Raw genomic sequence first — 16,659 nt, forward strand, 5'->3', positions numbered from 1 at the left:
ATTTTTGAATTGACCTAATACAAAATGGAAAGTGCGGAGCATATAGATCAGGACTGGACAGACAAAGTATCCAATCACGCGCAGATAGGCGGAATTGAAACATCCGTTCTGGACAATGGCGCGGGAAGAGGAACACGCATTGCCTGGATCAACACCGGCGCAGGTTTACGCTTTAAAGTGGTCATTGACAGGGCGATGGACATTGCCGAGGCATTTTACAATCAGCATAGTCTGGCCTGGCTGAGTCACGGCGGCATCACTTATCCGCAGCCTTTTTCCGATAAAGGGATTGATTGGTTAAGAACATTCGGTGGAGGCTTGCTTACAACTTGCGGCCTTACCCACGTAGGCGGGCCGGAATCGGACAAGTTTGGGGACAGAGGTTTGCACGGACTGATCAGCAATTCACCCGCAGAAATTGTGTCGATCATTCAGCCCGAGCCACGAGCTGGGAAGTTGGATATGAGCATTACCGGCATTATCAGGGAAACCAAACCATTTGGCCCAAGTCTGGAACTGCGCAGAACCATTTCAGCAACATTAGGACAACCCGGAATCCGCATTCATGACGAGGTTACCAATAAAGGCAACACGCCGTCTCCGCATATGCTTTTATATCATTTCAATTTCGGCTGGCCACTGGCTGATGAAGGAACGAACATTCTCTGGCGGGGCAAATGGCATCCAAGGCACGGAGAAGAAAATGCCAAGATTTTTAAAGAAGGAAACGATTTCAAAAAGTGTCCTGCGCCATTGGACGATCACCTCGGAAGCGGTGAAGAAGTTGCTTTGGTGGACATTGAAGCAGATATTTTCGGCGACAGCGTTTGCGGACTTTACAATGAAAAGATCGGTCTGGCTGTTGGATTAAAATTCAAAAAAGAACAACTCCCCTGGATGGCTAACTGGCAACATTGGGGCAAAGGCGAATACGTCACCGGCCTCGAACCAAGCACGCATCCGTTGTCGGGTCAGGCGAAGGCGAGGGAGGATAAGACGTTGATATTTATTGGGCCTGAGGAGACGAAGGTTTATGATCTGGAATTGAATGTGATGACGGAGAAAGAGGCAATTGATGAGTTTATCTTAAATGTGAATGTTGCCTAGCGAAGCTCTGTCAGCCTGAGCGGAGTCGAAGGCGCGCTACTAACGAAGGCGTCTCGCTAGTGCCTTCGACTCCGCTCAGGCTGACAGAGGCAAGTTACAGGCTGACAGAGGCGAGTCACAGACTGACAAAGACTGATATTATTATTAATTACTAAACCAATTTATTAACCACAATGGGACTTTCGAGTATAGCTGAAAAGGCGTTAGAGCAGGGAAAAGGGATTTTGCGTTTGGCGCCGACCTGGGTGCCGCGTTCATTTTGCGTTCCCGGCCGCAGGATCAAATTACATCCGGACGATTATTATGTACTGGGTGGAGAGCGTGGCGGTATCGATGAGCGCTGGTTATCTTCTACTACTCCCGCGGAGAACGGGCCGCTGACAGGCGAAAATGAAGGTTTGAGCCAAATTGTTTTGGAAGATGAGTCAGGCGTTCAGAAAGTTACATTGCGGGATGCGGTGGAAGAGCTGAAAGGTGAAATTATTGGTGACAGACTTTGGGATCAATACAAAAGCTGGCCAATGTATTCCAAGTTTTTTGACAATATGGGCCCGCTTCCGCACCATATCCACCACAGAGACGAGCACGCCGCAATGGTGGGCCAGAACGGAAAGCCGGAAGCTTACTATTTCCCGCCGCAACTCAATAATCACGGTGGCGATTTTCCTTATACATTCATTGGAATTGCTCCCGGAACTACCAAAGAGCAGATCAAGGAGTGTCTGATGAACTTCACCAAGGGTGACAATAAAATCACGAATTACTCTCAGGCATTTCGTCTGGAACCGGGTACGGGCTGGGATGTGCCTCCCGGCATGCTGCACGCGCCGGGTAGCTTGTGCACGTATGAGCCACAGAAAGCATCGGATATTTTCGCAATGTATCAATCGCTTGTGAACGAGGCCGTTATTCCCGAGGAGTTGCTTTGGAAAGGCACCCCGCAAGACAGAATTGGCGATTACGACTTGTTGATGGAAGTAATCGACTGGGATTTGAATGTCAATCCTAATTTGATGGAGAAACATTTCATGCGTCCGAAACCGGTGAAAGATGTTGCCGAAATGGAAGCGGAAGGATATAGCGAAAACTGGATTTGCTACAAGAACGAAGCTTACAGTGCCAAAGAATTGACTGTATTCCCTGGGCAAACCGTAACTATTAAAGACGGTGGCGCATACGGAATGATCGTGATGCAGGGCCACGGTAAGTTTGGTGAATGGGACATTGAAACACCCGCATTGATCCGCTACGGGCAATTGACAAATGATGAGTTTTTTGTAACTGAAAAAGCTGCAACAGAAGGCGTTGTGATCAGCAATCCTTCCAAAACAGATCCAATTGTAATTCTGAAACACTTCGGTCCGGGAAATCCTGACTTAGTTCTTTAACCAATAAATTCTTAAACCATGCCAGAAAATAATTATCCTAAGCTTCACAATGCCACATGGCCTGGGATTGTGGGGAAAGGTTCTGATGAAGAGCCGATTATTTCTTTTGATACAATGCTTGAAAAAACGGCCTCCGCGGAAGTGGATGGCGTCCGTTTTGACGGCGTTGACTTAGGTCTTTTTGACCCGCATGTTGGTATTTATATGAACCAGGACGGCGGCGCGGAACGTCTGGCTGAAAAGCTAAACCGCCTTAACCTCGAAGTGGGAAGCCTTGTTGCGAACGTCTGGGCAGGTTCTGCGATGGGGACTAAGGAGGCAAAAGACACATTCGTAGAGCAGGTGCGCCAGGCTTGTATTTTTGGAAAAAAACTGCGTGACCTCGGGCTTCGCGAAGGCGGAGTAATCCGCGTTGACTCAGCTGCTTCTCCGGAAGTTTGGGCGGTTGATCCTGCTGCCAATACAAAGCAAATCGCTGAAACATTCCGACGCGCTTGTGACGTGGCTGCCGATTTTGGTGAAAAAATCGCTGCCGAAGGTGAGATCTGCTGGGGTGGAATGCACAGCTGGCGGGCGATGCTTGACACATTGCACGCTGTGGACCGTCCGAATATGGGTTTCCAGGCTGATATGTCGCATACATTCCTTTATTTGTTGGGTTACAATGCACCTGAACACCGCATTTTGCCAGTTGATTTCCAGTGGGGTGACCGCTTTGCATTAGAGGGAGGGTTGAAAAAAATGACTGCTGAATTGCGTCCTTATACATTCGATTTCCACGTTGCACAAAACGACGGAACGGTTCACGGAACCGGTTCGCACGATAAAACGGGCCGTCACTGTCTGGCAACCGATCCAAACGGCAGATTGGACATTACAAAAGACGCCGGATATTGGATGCGTGACGAAAATGGCAACATTACCAAGGCATTCCGTCACATTTGCTGGGATGGCTGCATGTTCCCGAACGAGGTGATGACCAACCAGCAAACCTGGAATGACATTCTTGCTGCGCTGATAAAAGTGCGTCAGGCGCATGGCTGGTATCAGGAAGATAGTGTTGTTTCTCCCATCGTTTAATCCGATTTGAATTCAGGAATATGTCAAATAAAAAAGAAATCAGGATCGCGTTGATCGGCACCGGGTTAATGGGCCGCACGCATTCCAATGGATATAAAAGAATCGGTGACTTTTTCCCTGAGCTGGAATATCGTCCCGTTTTAAAGGCAGTTTGCTCACGCAACGAAGAAAAAGTGCGTGCATTCGCTGAACAGTGGGGTTACGAATCCATCGAAACGGATTGGAGAAAGATCATCGAGCGTGACGATATTGATGCAATCGACATTTGCACACCCAATGACACGCATGCTGAAATCGCGATTGCGGCGGCAGCAGCGGGCAAAATGATCCTTTGCGAAAAACCATTGGCAAGAACATTGGAAGAAGCCAAAACCATGGTGGACGCCATTGAAAAAGCGGGTGTTAAAAACACAGTTTGGTATAATTACCGCCGCGTTCCTGCAGTAACATTAGCCAAGCAAATCGTCGATTCAGGCAAACTGGGCCGTATTTTCCATTATCGGGCCAATTTCCTGCAAGACTGGACCATCAATCCGGATGTTCCACAAGGAGGCGCTGCAACCTGGCGACTGGATGTGGACGCAGCCGGTTCCGGCGTTACCGGCGACTTGCTGGCACATTGCATCGACACAGCGATGTGGATTAACGGCGGCATCAAGGACGTTTCGGCTGTTACTGAGACATTTATTAAAGAACGCGTGCATTCAGCGAGCGGCGAAGTGAAAAAAGTGGGCATAGATGACGCCTGTATTTTCCACTGCCATTTTGATAACGGTTCATTAGGCCTTTTTGAATCAACGCGTTACGCACGTGGCCATAAGGCACTTTATACATTTGAAATCAATGGTGAGCATGCATCCATTCGTTGGGATTTGCACGATCTAAACCGTCTGGAATTCTTCGATCACAGCGACGAATCCATCGTCAGAGGTTGGAGATCAATTTTGGTAACAGATAGCGACCAGCCTTACATGAAGCGCTGGTGGATCCCCGGAACAAGCATTGGTTACGAGCATTCATTCATCCACCAGGCCGCCGACTTTTTCGAAAGCCTGGAATCCGATGAGCCGTGCCGCCCAACATTCAAAGATGCTTATGAAACCCAGAAAGTCTGCGAAGCAGTGCTGGATTCAGCAGCATCAAAGAGCTGGAAAGACACTAATGTGACTTGGGAAGGCTAATTAAAATCAGATTTCATTCTGTCCTACTAAATTTATTTTCCATTATCATAAAGCCCGGGGTTGAAACCCCGGGCAATGTTTTGTTTTTGAGGGTCTTGCATCCAGTATGTGCTCTTGACTTCTTTATTATCTACAAAGAATCCCAAAACAAAAATATTGCCCCCGGTTTCAACCGGGGGATTAAAAAAGAATGATGGAATCAATCCTCAAAGTCTCAAATCTCTCAAAATCATTTTCCGGTGTAAAAGCACTGGATAATATTCATTTCGAGCTGAAAAGGGGCGAAGTGCATGCTTTGATGGGTGAGAACGGAGCTGGGAAATCTACTTTTATGAAAATCCTGATCGGCTTGCTGGCGCCGGATTCAGGGGAAATTATTTTTGAAGGACAAAATTTAAAGAACAGCAAAGTCAGCGACACATTGAAAAAGGGCATTTCAATGATCCACCAGGAGATTCTGATCATTCCCGAACTGACTGTTGCACAAAATCTTTTTTTAGGGAGAGAAAAGGAAATTTCAGCAAGAAAAGGCTGGACATCCGGCTGGTTGAATGACACTTCCATTGACAGAAAAGCGGCAAGCCTGCTGACCGAAATGGGCGTCAACATTGATCCCAAAGCCAAAATGAAGCATCTGAGCGTAGCGCAAATGCAGATGGTCGAGATTGCAAAAGCGATTTCAAATAATGCAAAAGTGATCATTATGGACGAGCCCACATCGGCGATTTCCGACAAGGAAGTTGATACACTTTTCAAGATCATTAAAGACCTGAAAGCAAAGGGAGTCGCCATTATTTACATCTCACACAAGATGGACGAGATCTTCCAGATTTCGGACACCATAACCGTCTTGCGAGACGGAAAATACATTGCCACTAAAAACGCTTCCGAGTTGGATAAGCAGTCGCTTATTTCGATGATGGTCGGGAGGGAAATCAAGCATATGTTTCCGGAGTCCAATCATGCAAAAGGTGATCTGGCGATTTCAGTGAAGGGTTTGAGCAAAAAGGAACAGTTTACAGATATCAATTTTGAAGTTCATGCAGGAGAAATATTGGGGTTTGCAGGACTAATGGGCTCCGGGCGAACCGAAATTGCAAGGGTGATTTTTGGTTTGGATAAACAGGATGGGGGCGAAATTATCATTAAGAACAAATTAGTCGTCAACAAAAACCCGCGGCAGGCCATTGAAAACGGCATTGGCTATGTAAGCGAAGATCGCAAGGGCCTGGGTTTTATTCCGGGCATGTCGGTGAAAGACAACACCACATTAGCCAGCATGAACCGGCACCGAAATGGGATTTTCATCAATACAAACAGCGAGAAAGCATCCACCGAACAAATGATCGCTGATCTGCGCATTAAAACCGCTGATATGAACCAGAAAGTCACTTACCTGAGCGGCGGCAATCAGCAAAAAGTCGTCATAGGAAAGGTGTTACTGGCTTCTCCCGAGATCATCATTCTAGACGAACCGACTCGTGGTGTGGACGTGGGAGCGAAATTTGAAATATACAAACTCATCCGAAATCTCGCCGACAAGGGAATTGCCATCATCATGATCTCCTCCGAACTACCCGAAATACTGGGAATGAGTGACCGGATTCTGGTTTTATCAAAAGGCAAACAAACGGCCATTCTTTCAAGGGAAGAGGCGACACAGGAATTAATTATGAAATACGCGGTTGCATAGGCTTTTGATTACCGACAAACATTAAAAACAGCGATGGCCGAAAGCCGATCACCGAAGTAAACATGAACATTCTCCCAACCCGCCTTAATAAATTCAGTCAATACGGCATTTTCCTGGCCTTTACATTGATATGCCTCGCACTGGCATTCAGCACACCAAGATTTTTTACCGTTTCCAATCTCATGATCATCGGAACGCAGGTTTCGATCAACGCATTGCTTGCTTTTGGCGTCACATTCGTCATTATTACCGGCGGCATCGACCTTTCGCTCGGCTCCATGGTCGCCGTTGCGGGCGTTAGCGCAGCCATGTTTGCACATCCGGACACTTATCCTTTGCTTGTGCCTTTGCTGGCGGGCTTAGGCGCAGGTCTCTTTTTCGGGGCATTTAATGGTTTTGTCATTACAAAAAGCAAAGTGCCGCCCTTCATCGTGACCCTCGGCACCATGACCATAGGCCGTGGTTTAGCATTGATTTTAAGTAAAGGAAGGCCGATATCCAATTTATCCGATTCCTTCAACTTCATAGGCGGCGGTAATCTTTATGGCATTCCGTTCCCGATCATTATCCTGATCATCGCCTTCATCATCTGCTCCATTATTTTAAATAAAACCGTCCTCGGTCGCTACATGTACGCAGTAGGCGGGAATGAGCCAGCAGCGCGGGCATCGGGCATCGACGTTACCAATGTCAAAATGTGGGTATATACGCTTTGCGGCCTGCTTTCTGCTGTGGGCGGCATCCTACTCACTTCCCGGATTACAACCGGCCAGCCAAATGCCGGAGCAGGTTTTGAACTCGATGCCATTGCCGCAGCCATCATTGGCGGCACGAGCACATCCGGCGGCACCGGCACCATGACGGGCACATTAATCGGCGCATTGCTGATCGGTGTGATTAGTAATAGTCTGGATTTGCTGAATGTGACGTCTTATTATCAGCAGGTTGTGATGGGAATTATCATCATAGGCGCTGTGGTGCTGGATAGCATGGGTAAGAAGGATCGCTAGCAAGAAGCGCACTATTTAGTCAAATCCGAGTATTTACAGTTAAATCGAAGGTTTAGTTTGAATTAAAATACAATGATCAAAACTACAAAATACGTCCTGCTGGCAGCATTAGCACTTACCATTGCCAGCTGCAACCAATCCGGAAAAAGCGAAGGAGGCGAAACCGGTTCCGACAAAAAGTTTGTCGTCGGCGCAACCATGCTAAGCATGCAAAACGAATTCATCGTCAATGTTAGCGACGAAATGGAAGCGAGGGCGAAAGCGCTGGGCGTAGAACTCATCACCGTAGACGCCGAACGCTCCGCATTGAAGCAAGTAGAACAAGTCGAAAGTTTCATAGCCCAGGGCGTAGACGCGATCATTATGAACCCTTGCGAAGTGGAAGCCAGTTCACCGGCTGTAAAGCTTGCTACGGATGCAAAAATTCCCATTATCAATGTCAACTCTGAAACATCTGCAAAACCAACTGCGTTTGTCGGTTCCGACGACACAGAGTCTGCAAGGATAGCCATGAAATATCTTACTGAGAAATTGGGTGGAAAAGGAAACGTGCTCATTATGCATGGCTTCATGGGTCAGGCCGCACAAATCAAACGCGACAATGGCGCGAAAGAAATATTGAAAGCCAATCCAGGCATGAAGCTTCTTGCCGAGCAAACCGGCGAATGGGACCGCGCAAAAGCAATGTCATTAATGGAAAACTGGATACAATCTTACGGCTCAAAAATCAACGCCGTCTTCGCTCACAACGACGAAATGGGCATGGGAGCTGTTAAAGCCCTTGAAGCTGCTGGGTTGAAAGACAAAGTAATCGTTGTCAGCGTAGATGCAATTCCTGACGCTTTGCAGTCTGTTAAAAAGGGAGCTTTGAATGCTACAATCTTCCAACATGCTCAGCAGCAAGGCAGTAAAGCCATTGAGATAGCTGTGAAAGCTGCTAAGAAGGAACAGTTTGAAAGGGAGGTTTTGATTCCGTTTCAGTTGGTGACGAAGGAGAATGTTGGGGAGTATTTGAAGTAGACTTGCTTACTATTCTTTTTTATCGAAAAATACACTAAAATCCATCTTATCCAGACTTTTTTTAGCCTGTTCTAATTTCCTTTGAGAGAACGCATCAATCGCTGCACGTTCCTTTTCGTTTTTCGCAATAGAGCGGACTGTTTTAATTTTGCTTTCCATAGTGATGTGATTTAGTTTTTCACTTTTACAACAAATCCGTCATAGGGCCGGTTCAAGACGAATGGCTCACTCTCCGATTTGATCCTTCCAAAGATATCAAAGTCTTTCTGAAACGCACTTAACTCTCTGCTTATAATTATCCTGTACAGGCGGGTTCTTTGCATAGTACTTCCTTCAATATAAAGCACTGCTTTTGGATTTTCCTGGAAAAACAGAAAAATACTTTGAATGACGGTTGCCATTACCTTTTCCATATCTGCATTGTTGCTGACCGCCAAATCATCAAGCCTTGCATCCTCTTTTAAATCTCCAAAAGCCAGGTTAAACAAATCGATGCCATCCGCGTAACGTGTGAATGTAATAATTTTTGGAATTGTCTTTTTTTCGCTCACGCTGTCAAACAGAAATTCCAATCTGTCTTCACTAGCCTCAGTCTGGTAATATTCTGAATTCATGTGCTTCAATTTACTTTTCCTTGATACGGCGAAGCATTTCAGAGGTCACGCGATTCAAATAAAAAATTTTGCTGAAAGTAAACCCACCCTGAAAATCTCTTTTACTCCTAACTAAACCAGACCGTAACCAATCATTCTTTCAATGAATAATTTCAATATCAATCGCCGACATTTTCTGCATGGCGCTACGGCGGCGCTGGCGCTTTCTACATTTGGGGCGAGGGGGATGGATCTTATTAATCCTGCCAAAACGCTTCGGGTGGGGCTTATCGGGACGGGGTGGTATGGAAAAAGTGATTTGTTCCGGTTGATTCAGGTGGCTCCGGTGGAGGTGCTGGCGCTTTGTGATGTGGATAAAAACCAGTTAAATGAAGCGGGGAAACTGGTGAGTCAGCGGCAGAAATCAAAGAAGACGCCGAAGCTTTATGCCGATTACCAGAAAATGCTGGCCGAAAATGAAATGGACATTGTGCTGATCGGCACGCCGGATCATTGGCATGCGTTGCAGATGATCGATGCCGTGAAAGCAGGCGCGCACGTGTATGTGCAGAAGCCGATTAGTGTAGATGTGATGGAGGGGGAGGCGATGGTCGCTGCGGCAAGAAAGTATAAAAAAGTGGTTCAGGTGGGGACGCAGCGGAAAAGCACGCCGCATTTGATCGACGCGAAAAAGAACATTGTGGACGCTGGGCTGCTGGGTAAAATCTCACACGTTGAAATGTGCTGTTATTTCCATATGCGGAATAATGGCAATCCGCCGGTGGAGGCTGTGCCTGATTTTCTGGATTATGAGAAATGGACGGGCCCGGCTCCGCTGAGGCCTTATGATGGCCTGCCGCACGTGCGCTGGTGGAGGACATTTATGGAATATGGAAATGGCATTACGGGAGATATGTGCGTGCATATGTTTGACACGGTGCGCTGGATGCTCAAACTAGGTTGGCCTAAAAAAATCAGCTCGACGGGCGGCATTTATGTCCAAAAAGAAGGGAAATCCAATATTTCAGATACGCAATCGGCGATTTTTGAATATGATGAGCTGAATTGCGTATGGCAGCACCGCACCTGGGGAACGCCTAATAATCCCGATTATCCGTGGTCATTCACTTTATATGGCGAAAAAGGAACATTATGGGCAAGTACAATGGCCTATGATTTCATTCCCAACGGCAAAGGTGAGAAAATTCATAAAGATGTGGTTTTTGAAAAAGAGAAATACCCGGAAGATGTGACGGAAAAGGCCATTGAGCTTAATGCAGCACCCGCTACAAGGCTCCATATGCTCGACTTTTTGAGTGCGATCGACAACAGCAGTAAGCCCGTTGCCGACATTGAAGAGGGACATATTTCAACTGCCAGCTGCATTCTCGCAAATCTTTCCATGAAAACCGGGCGACCCATTGTTTATGATCCGGTAAAACGCGAAATTGTAGGGGATAGGGAAGCGAATGCGCTTTTGGCCCGCCCGTATCGGGATCCGTACAAGCATCCGGATTATAAGAAAGTTTAGCCCTGCAATAAAAGTTTGTGGTCCCTATAAATTCCCAGTGCATCGCGTCCGGCTCAACCCGGGCGCTTTTTTGTTTTACAACCATTTTTAATGCGTGCGAGTCTTACGTTTAGTAGGGAGGTTGTGCAAACGTTTGCATCGCTTTCTGTGCACTCCTAAGGCACTTTTTTTAGTATGAAAAAATGATTTTTTTAAACTTATATACCAAAAGAATTTGTTTATAGTTTATATGATATTGTTATCCGAACAATTAAACTTTTGCCCTCGGAGACTGTCAGATTAATACAATAACTAAACGTTCAAACAAACATGAAAACCATAGTGAAGTTGATGAAGTCCACCGCTGCGGTGGTCGTTGCGGGGCTCTTAATGATGGGATGCAGCCAGGCGCTGCAGACAAGTTACGATTACGATTCGTCTGTTAATTTAAAACAATTTAAAACCTTTAAAGTGGAGGCCGAACACAACATGGAAACGGACCCGCTTTTGGGAAGTGAATTGAACAGAAGAAGGCTTGGAGATGCGGTTGTGGAAGTGATGGAGGCCAAAGGATATAAAATGGACACCAAAAATCCCGACATCATTGTAAGGTTTATGACGGACGTAAAAGACCGTCAGCAAGTGCGTTCCAATAACATGTATTCACCTTATATGTGGTGGTACGGAGGCGGAAACAACATTTCGACCTACAACTATCAGGAAAGCCGTTTTATCCTGAACATTTATCAGAAAAACAGCGACCGTATGGTTTGGCAAGGCTGGGCATCCGGAAAAGTGAAAGCCCCTACCAAAAAAGAAGACCGAGAAACAATGGTAAAAAACACCATGACGGACATTCTGAGGACTTTCCCGCAGGCTACGTCAGATACGTATAGCAGGAATTAATAATCATTCTTGGGTGTGAAAACGAAAAGAGCAGCGATCGCTGCTCTTTTCGTTTTATGCCGGTGTAAGTTTTGGTTCGGAGATCAGGACGTCGAGCGGAAATCCTAGGCCTTTGTGCAGATTACGAATCATTTCAATTGACAAGCCTCGTTTGCGATTCAGCACCCGGGATACATTGCCCTTATTCCCCATATAAGGCACAAGATCAGTTGCTTTCAAACCCATTTCCTCCATTCGGATTTTTATATATTCAATGGGATCCGGCTCCTCAATGGGAAAATTTTCCTGCTCATATTTGTTGACCAACAGCACCAGCAGATCCAATTCCTTCGCTTCCTTACTGGCTTGGGGAGCATCAAAGAGTTCATCAATGCGTGCGATTGCATTGTTGTATTCTTTCTCCGTTTCAATCAATTTTAATTCCATGTGCTTCATATCGTTCCCGCGTTTATCTTGTCGTAATCAGCATGTGTGCCGATCCATTTGATCATAATCCGTTGATGCTCGAAGTTGATCCTGGCGATCAGGCGGTAATGATTGCCTTTAATATTAAATATCAATCTGTTGTCTGCTATTAGGTCAACGCTTCTGAAATCATTTTTAACTGCATTGAAGTCTTTCCAATCCGCTTTTCTGACCGTCTTGAACCATGATGTCAAATAAGTTTTGGAATCGGAGTGCGTGGTATAGAATTCTCTTAATATCTTGAAACTGATAACATTCATCTTGTGTGTATCGTTGAAACACAAATATAGGATCAAAAGTTGTCATAGTGGCAACTCTTGATCCTATATTTATTCATTTTAGGTTTTTACAAAGCCTCCCCATTCCGAAACTCTTCCGAGGCCTTCTTCACAATCGGATCGCCTGCATGGAGGTCACCAAACACTTCTACCAGAGAATCCACGACGGTTCCGCGCTTCACAGGAACCCATTCTGCTTTTTTGTCTTTTTCGCGGATGACGAAGACTTGTTCGCTGGAATAGACTACGGCGGAGGTCGGGACAAATAGGGTGTTGGTGGTGCGGGCTGAATTGAGTGAAACCTGGGCGTACATGCCGGCTTTGAGTTCGTTGGAGCGGTTATCGACGTCAAATTCGGTCATCATGGAGCGGTTTTCTTCGGATAATGTTCGCGAACTTCTGGCGTAAATGCCTTTGTATTGCTTTTCAGGGCTTGCTGAAACGGTGAAGGCGATCTCGCCTTTGGAAGGGATTGCATTCGACAGGTTTTCAGGGATCGCCAGGGTTAAGCGCAATTTTGTGTTGTCTTCCAGGATGAATAACGGTTTTGCGCCGCTTTCGCCTGGTCCTACCAATGCACCCGGGCTGATGTTCCGCTCTGTAATGATGCCGTCGAAGGGCGCTGTAACGGTCAGATATTTAGCTAGTTGTGATTTTGTTTCCATATAAGAGCGCGCGGCTTGCACATTTCCCTGGGCCATAGCCACTGCCGAGCTGTCGGTGATGGAGCGTGCTTTGGCAACATCCAGTTCGTTGAGTGAAACGGCGCCCTGGGTTTTGTTGGTGCGCAAAAGGCGGTTATAGGTCATGGAACTGGTCTGGAATTTGGTCTGACTTTCGTGTAACGCCGCTTCGGAAGCGAGCAGCTGCGCTTTGGCCTGGCTTAGTTCCGACAACACTTCCGGCGCTTCGAGCGTTGCCAGGATCTGCCCTTTAAGCACCATTGTTCCGCGATCCACATGAACCGTTTTTACAAAACCCTTTACTTTCGGATGAATGCTGACCTTGTTCCAGGGCTTCAATTCGCCGGGTAATGTCAGGTGTTTAGCGGGTTTCAGGCTTTGCACGGCGGCCATTTCCACCGCAGGTTCCTTCTCTGCTTTTTGCTCTTTATGCTCCGTCGTTTCGGCCTCCGAACTGCACGACATAATGCTAAAAGACAGCATTCCAATAATTAAAAACGATTTCAAGGTGTTCATAGAAAGGGAAGTTTGAAGTTGTTTGCGGAAAAAATTGCTTTCCGGATCTTCCGGATCGAGTGATAATGATTGAATGGATGCTTTTTTCTGGACCATTGTGAAAACGGCCGGAAGAATGAGCAGCGATGCCAATGTAGATGCGATAAGTCCTCCGATTACAGCTTGTCCGAGCGGTGCGATCTGGTCGCCGCCTTCGCCCATGCCGGAGGCCATCGGGATCATTCCGGCGATCATCGCGATGCTGGTCATCAGAATGGGCCGTATCCTGCTTCCGGCAGCTAAAATCACTGCCTTATGCGAGTCATTGAGCTGCAAACGCAGGTTTTCGGCATTGGTCACCATTAAAATTGCATTCGCCACGGAGACGCCGACAGACATAATCAAGCCCATATAAGATTGGAGATTCAATGTGGCGCCGGTGATGAGCAGCAGCCCAATGGACCCAACAACTACCGCAGGGATCGTTGAAAGCACGACTAATGATAATTTGAAGGATTGGTAAGTTGCCGAAAGCAACAGGAACATGATCACAATCGCGATGACAAGGCCCACTTGCAAGCTGCCTAATGTCTCGGTGAGCAGGTTAGATTGTCCTTTTAGTTCAACCAAAACACCACGCGGAGGCTCTCCCGCATTCTTAATGGCCGTTTGCACTGCTTTTGTGGCCGCGCCCAAATCTTTTTTGTGAATGTTCGCTGTGACCGTTACCAGACGGTTCGGGCCGGCGCGGTCGTATTCGCCGGGGGCTGTTTTTTCTGAAAAAGTGGCAACGTCTGCTAATAGGGGGTTGCTGACGCCGGTTTTCAAAGGGATTGTTCCAATGTCTTCAACAGAGGTCATCTGATATTCAGGGATTTGAACCTGGACTTGATAAGCCAATCCCTTTGCATCGTCCAGCCACAGATTTTTGTCTGTAAAACGGCTGGATGAGGTGGCTGCAACCATGGATCTGGCGACCTGGGTGGAGGTTATGCCCAGCTGACCCGCTCTTTCACGGTTGATTTCCACATTCAGCACCGGATATTCGAGTGGCTGAGCAATTTCAACGTCCCTCAGGAATGCAATGTGTTGCATTTCCTTTTGAATTTTCTTGGCAAATCTTCCTGCTTCTTCAACGTCCTTCGCAGCAACGCTAACCTCAATCGGCGTCGAGGCTCCCTGGCTCATGATCTTGTCGACAAGCTCAATGGGTTCGAATGAAATTTTCAATGCAGGGATTTCTTTTCCAATGCGTTCACGCAGTTTTTCCTTCAATGCATCCATTTTAACAGGAAAATCTTCCCGCAGCGATACCTGCAAAACGGCCTCGTGCGGCCCGCTGTTGAACACAAAAATGTTGGAAGTTCCATAGCTGGAAGGGACCGTGCCGACATATGCCGAGGAAATCTCCACATGCTCTTTGCCCACTTCCGATTTGATTAAATTCAAAACCTTCAATGTCGCCTGCTCGGTGCGCTCCACGCGCGTTCCGTCTGCAATGCGCAGGCGCATCTGGAATTGATGGCTGTTTGCTTTTGGTAAGATATCCGTCCCGATCAGGAAAAATCCGCCGACGATCAATGCCACTGCTCCGATCAGATAAACGGGAACCACCAGCTTTCCTTTGCGCATGATGCCGCTGAGGAAATCAATGTATTTCAATTTAAATTTTTCAAAACCTTTTGGCGGCAACGATGGATGCGCACCTTCTTCGATCACATCGTCAATTTCTTTTTGATCAAGAGCCAATGTAGGCGCTTCATGATGCGGGTGATCTTTCAAAAGCCAGTTGGCCAAGACCGGAACCAATGTTTGGGATAACAAAAATGAAGCGATCATCGCAAAACCAACTGCGAGCGAAAGCGGCAAAAACATGGATCTCGGAATGCCGCTCATGACAAACGACGGAGCAAAAACGGCCAGAATAGCTAACAGAATGAGGAATTCAGGAAAAGCAATCTCCTTACAAGCATCCCAAATCGCCTGTTCCTTGGGCTTACCCATTTCCTGGTGCTGGTGAATGTTCTCAATCGTCACCGTTGCCTGATCCACCAAGACGCCGATCGCCAATGCTAACCCGCTCAATGTCATAATGTTGATTGTTTGACCAAACAGATTCATCAAAATCACAGCGGACAAAATCGAGATGGGGATCGTGACAATTACGATGATCACACTCCGCCAGTCCCTCAGGAATAAAAGCACCATCAGACCCGTCAGTAAGGCACCTAAAATCCCTTCGGTAATCAAGCTTTTCAAAGAATTGGTCACATAAACGGATTGGTCAAATTCATAGGAAATCTTCACGTCCTCGGGAACCGCATTGCGTAATTGCGGCAAAGCGGCGCGAATGTTGTTCACCACATCCAATGTTGAAGCATCCGATTTTTTTACAACCGGGATATAGACCGCACGGCGGCCATTGATCAATGCATAACTTACCGTCACATCGGCGCCATCTTCTACGGTTCCTACGTCGCGCACGAAAACGGTCGGTCCGGCGCCGATGCGGATGGGAATGTTCAGGAAGTCCTCGGGTTGCTTAATGAGCGAGTTGACCGGCGTCATCAATGTTTTGTCGCCCATGCGGATGTTACCCGCAGGAGAAGGTTGGTTATTAGTGACAATGGATTTAATAATCTCTTCCGGCGTTAAATGATAACTCCGAATGCGCTCAGGATCAACGCGGATTACGATCGTGCGCTGGTTTCCGCCAAATGGCGGCGGGCTGGAAACGCCTTCAATGCGGCTGAACATGGGCCGCACCCGGGACGAGGCAAAATCCTGTATTTCGTTCAATGAGCGGGATGAGCTTTCGAAAACCATTTGTCCGATGGGGACAGAACTGGCGTCAAAACGCACGACTTGCGGGGGAACGGTTCCTTCGGGCATGTATGCTTTTGCCCGCGAAACATTGTTGGCAACTTCCGCCGCCGCCTGCGCCATATCCGTGCCCGGATAGAATGATAATTTGATCAGAGAAAGCCCCTGAATCGTTTTCACATCCACATCCCGGATGCCGGAAACGTACAGAAAGTGATCCTGGTAACGCGTAGCGATAAAGCCGTCCATCTGGTCGGGCGCCATGCCGCCGTAAGGCTGCACCACGTAAATGGTGGGCAAATCCAGGTTTGGAAAAATATCGACGGGAATGCTGCGGATGGAGAGAATGGAGAAAAACAAAATTCCGATCACCACCACCACAATGGATATAGGCTGCCGCAATGCGGTTCGAATGAGTTGATACATA

General features: G+C 47.1%; 14 protein-coding genes. 9 read left to right on the forward strand and 5 right to left on the reverse strand.

All coding sequences use genetic code 11. From position 1 onward, the window contains the following. Positions 1-24 precede the first annotated feature (24 nt). The 7 genes from NFI80_RS21625 (at position 25) to NFI80_RS21655 (ending at position 8,479) form a co-directional block, all read left to right on the forward strand. Positions 25-1,107 (forward strand): aldose 1-epimerase family protein, encoded by a 1,083-nt coding sequence (locus tag NFI80_RS21625; RefSeq protein ID WP_235166307.1) that lies wholly within the window; start codon positions 25-27, stop codon positions 1,105-1,107. Positions 1,108-1,280: 173 nt separating this feature from the next. Beyond that, positions 1,281-2,495, forward strand: coding sequence for a class I mannose-6-phosphate isomerase (locus NFI80_RS21630; protein ID WP_233797507.1), 1,215 nt, complete (start codon positions 1,281-1,283; stop codon positions 2,493-2,495). A gap of 18 nt (positions 2,496-2,513) precedes the next feature. Beyond that, positions 2,514-3,575 carry a sugar phosphate isomerase/epimerase family protein gene (locus NFI80_RS21635; RefSeq protein WP_235166308.1) on the forward strand — a complete coding sequence of 354 codons (1,062 nt, stop codon included), beginning with the start codon at positions 2,514-2,516 and terminating at the stop codon, positions 3,573-3,575. A 20-nt stretch (positions 3,576-3,595) separates the two neighbouring features. Continuing rightward, on the forward strand, positions 3,596-4,756 hold the full coding sequence (locus NFI80_RS21640; protein WP_235166309.1) for a Gfo/Idh/MocA family protein: 1,161 nt from the start codon (positions 3,596-3,598) through the stop codon (positions 4,754-4,756). Positions 4,757-4,946: 190 nt separating this feature from the next. Further along, on the forward strand, positions 4,947-6,449 hold the full coding sequence (locus NFI80_RS21645; protein WP_235166310.1) for a sugar ABC transporter ATP-binding protein: 1,503 nt from the start codon (positions 4,947-4,949) through the stop codon (positions 6,447-6,449). Positions 6,450-6,511: 62 nt separating this feature from the next. Next, the gene (locus NFI80_RS21650; RefSeq protein ID WP_235166311.1) at positions 6,512-7,459 is read left to right on the forward strand and encodes an ABC transporter permease; all 948 of its coding nucleotides are present in this window, start codon (positions 6,512-6,514) and stop codon (positions 7,457-7,459) included. 72 nt (positions 7,460-7,531) lie between these two features. After that, on the forward strand, positions 7,532-8,479 hold the full coding sequence (locus NFI80_RS21655; protein WP_235166312.1) for a sugar ABC transporter substrate-binding protein: 948 nt from the start codon (positions 7,532-7,534) through the stop codon (positions 8,477-8,479). Positions 8,480-8,488: 9 nt separating this feature from the next. Here the strand turns inward: NFI80_RS21655 and NFI80_RS21660 are convergent, their stop codons facing one another. Beyond that, the gene (locus NFI80_RS21660) at positions 8,489-8,638 is read right to left on the reverse strand and encodes a hypothetical protein (RefSeq protein WP_235166313.1); all 150 of its coding nucleotides are present in this window, start codon (positions 8,636-8,638) and stop codon (positions 8,489-8,491) included. 11 nt (positions 8,639-8,649) lie between these two features. Beyond that, entirely contained in the window at positions 8,650-9,093 is a 444-nt protein-coding gene (locus tag NFI80_RS21665; protein WP_235166314.1) for a DUF6934 family protein, read from the reverse strand. A gap of 142 nt (positions 9,094-9,235) precedes the next feature. On the opposite strand from NFI80_RS21665, the gene NFI80_RS21670 reads away from it, so the two are divergent. Together NFI80_RS21670 and NFI80_RS21675 are read left to right on the forward strand one after the other, a co-directional pair. Next, on the forward strand, positions 9,236-10,603 hold the full coding sequence (locus NFI80_RS21670) for a Gfo/Idh/MocA family protein (protein WP_235166315.1): 1,368 nt from the start codon (positions 9,236-9,238) through the stop codon (positions 10,601-10,603). Positions 10,604-10,912: 309 nt separating this feature from the next. Then, positions 10,913-11,488, forward strand: coding sequence for a DUF4136 domain-containing protein (locus tag NFI80_RS21675; RefSeq protein ID WP_235160520.1), 576 nt, complete (start codon positions 10,913-10,915; stop codon positions 11,486-11,488). 54 nt (positions 11,489-11,542) lie between these two features. Here the strand turns inward: NFI80_RS21675 and NFI80_RS21680 are convergent, their stop codons facing one another. The 3 genes from NFI80_RS21680 to NFI80_RS21690 all read right to left on the reverse strand — a co-directional run bounded on the left by NFI80_RS21680 (position 11,543) and on the right by NFI80_RS21690 (position 16,658). After that, positions 11,543-11,923, reverse strand: coding sequence for a helix-turn-helix domain-containing protein (locus NFI80_RS21680; RefSeq protein ID WP_310587953.1), 381 nt, complete (start codon positions 11,921-11,923; stop codon positions 11,543-11,545). After that, a complete protein-coding gene (locus NFI80_RS21685; protein ID WP_235160519.1) occupies positions 11,920-12,213 on the reverse strand; it encodes a type II toxin-antitoxin system HigB family toxin in 294 nt (97 codons plus the stop codon). The genes NFI80_RS21680 and NFI80_RS21685 overlap by 4 nt, the downstream gene beginning before the upstream one ends. A gap of 86 nt (positions 12,214-12,299) precedes the next feature. Continuing rightward, on the reverse strand, positions 12,300-16,658 hold the full coding sequence (locus NFI80_RS21690; protein ID WP_235160518.1) for an efflux RND transporter permease subunit: 4,359 nt from the start codon (positions 16,656-16,658) through the stop codon (positions 12,300-12,302). Between the last annotated feature and the right edge of the window lies 1 nt (position 16,659).

This window comes from Dyadobacter chenhuakuii, from assembly GCF_023821985.2.
Classification (GTDB): Bacteria; Bacteroidota; Bacteroidia; order Cytophagales; family Spirosomataceae; genus Dyadobacter; species Dyadobacter chenhuakuii.

What these genes read in the sequence shown, in the direction of transcription:
- NFI80_RS21660 (WP_235166313.1), bottom strand. Translation starts at nt 8,638, where the DNA reads ATGGAAAGCAAAATTAAAACAGTCCGCTCTATTGCGAAAAACGAAAAG.
- NFI80_RS21655 (WP_235166312.1), top strand. Translation starts at nt 7,532, where the DNA reads ATGATCAAAACTACAAAATACGTCCTGCTGGCAGCATTAGCACTTACC.
- NFI80_RS21645 (WP_235166310.1), top strand. Translation starts at nt 4,947, where the DNA reads ATGATGGAATCAATCCTCAAAGTCTCAAATCTCTCAAAATCATTTTCC.
- NFI80_RS21685 (WP_235160519.1), bottom strand. Translation starts at nt 12,213, where the DNA reads ATGAATGTTATCAGTTTCAAGATATTAAGAGAATTCTATACCACGCAC.
- NFI80_RS21640 (WP_235166309.1), top strand. Translation starts at nt 3,596, where the DNA reads ATGTCAAATAAAAAAGAAATCAGGATCGCGTTGATCGGCACCGGGTTA.
- NFI80_RS21670 (WP_235166315.1), top strand. Translation starts at nt 9,236, where the DNA reads ATGAATAATTTCAATATCAATCGCCGACATTTTCTGCATGGCGCTACG.
- NFI80_RS21675 (WP_235160520.1), top strand. Translation starts at nt 10,913, where the DNA reads ATGAAAACCATAGTGAAGTTGATGAAGTCCACCGCTGCGGTGGTCGTT.
- NFI80_RS21680 (WP_310587953.1), bottom strand. Translation starts at nt 11,923, where the DNA reads ATGAAGCACATGGAATTAAAATTGATTGAAACGGAGAAAGAATACAAC.
- NFI80_RS21690 (WP_235160518.1), bottom strand. Translation starts at nt 16,658, where the DNA reads ATGTATCAACTCATTCGAACCGCATTGCGGCAGCCTATATCCATTGTG.
- NFI80_RS21650 (WP_235166311.1), top strand. Translation starts at nt 6,512, where the DNA reads ATGAACATTCTCCCAACCCGCCTTAATAAATTCAGTCAATACGGCATT.
- NFI80_RS21635 (WP_235166308.1), top strand. Translation starts at nt 2,514, where the DNA reads ATGCCAGAAAATAATTATCCTAAGCTTCACAATGCCACATGGCCTGGG.
- NFI80_RS21625 (WP_235166307.1), top strand. Translation starts at nt 25, where the DNA reads ATGGAAAGTGCGGAGCATATAGATCAGGACTGGACAGACAAAGTATCC.
- NFI80_RS21665 (WP_235166314.1), bottom strand. Translation starts at nt 9,093, where the DNA reads ATGAATTCAGAATATTACCAGACTGAGGCTAGTGAAGACAGATTGGAA.
- NFI80_RS21630 (WP_233797507.1), top strand. Translation starts at nt 1,281, where the DNA reads ATGGGACTTTCGAGTATAGCTGAAAAGGCGTTAGAGCAGGGAAAAGGG.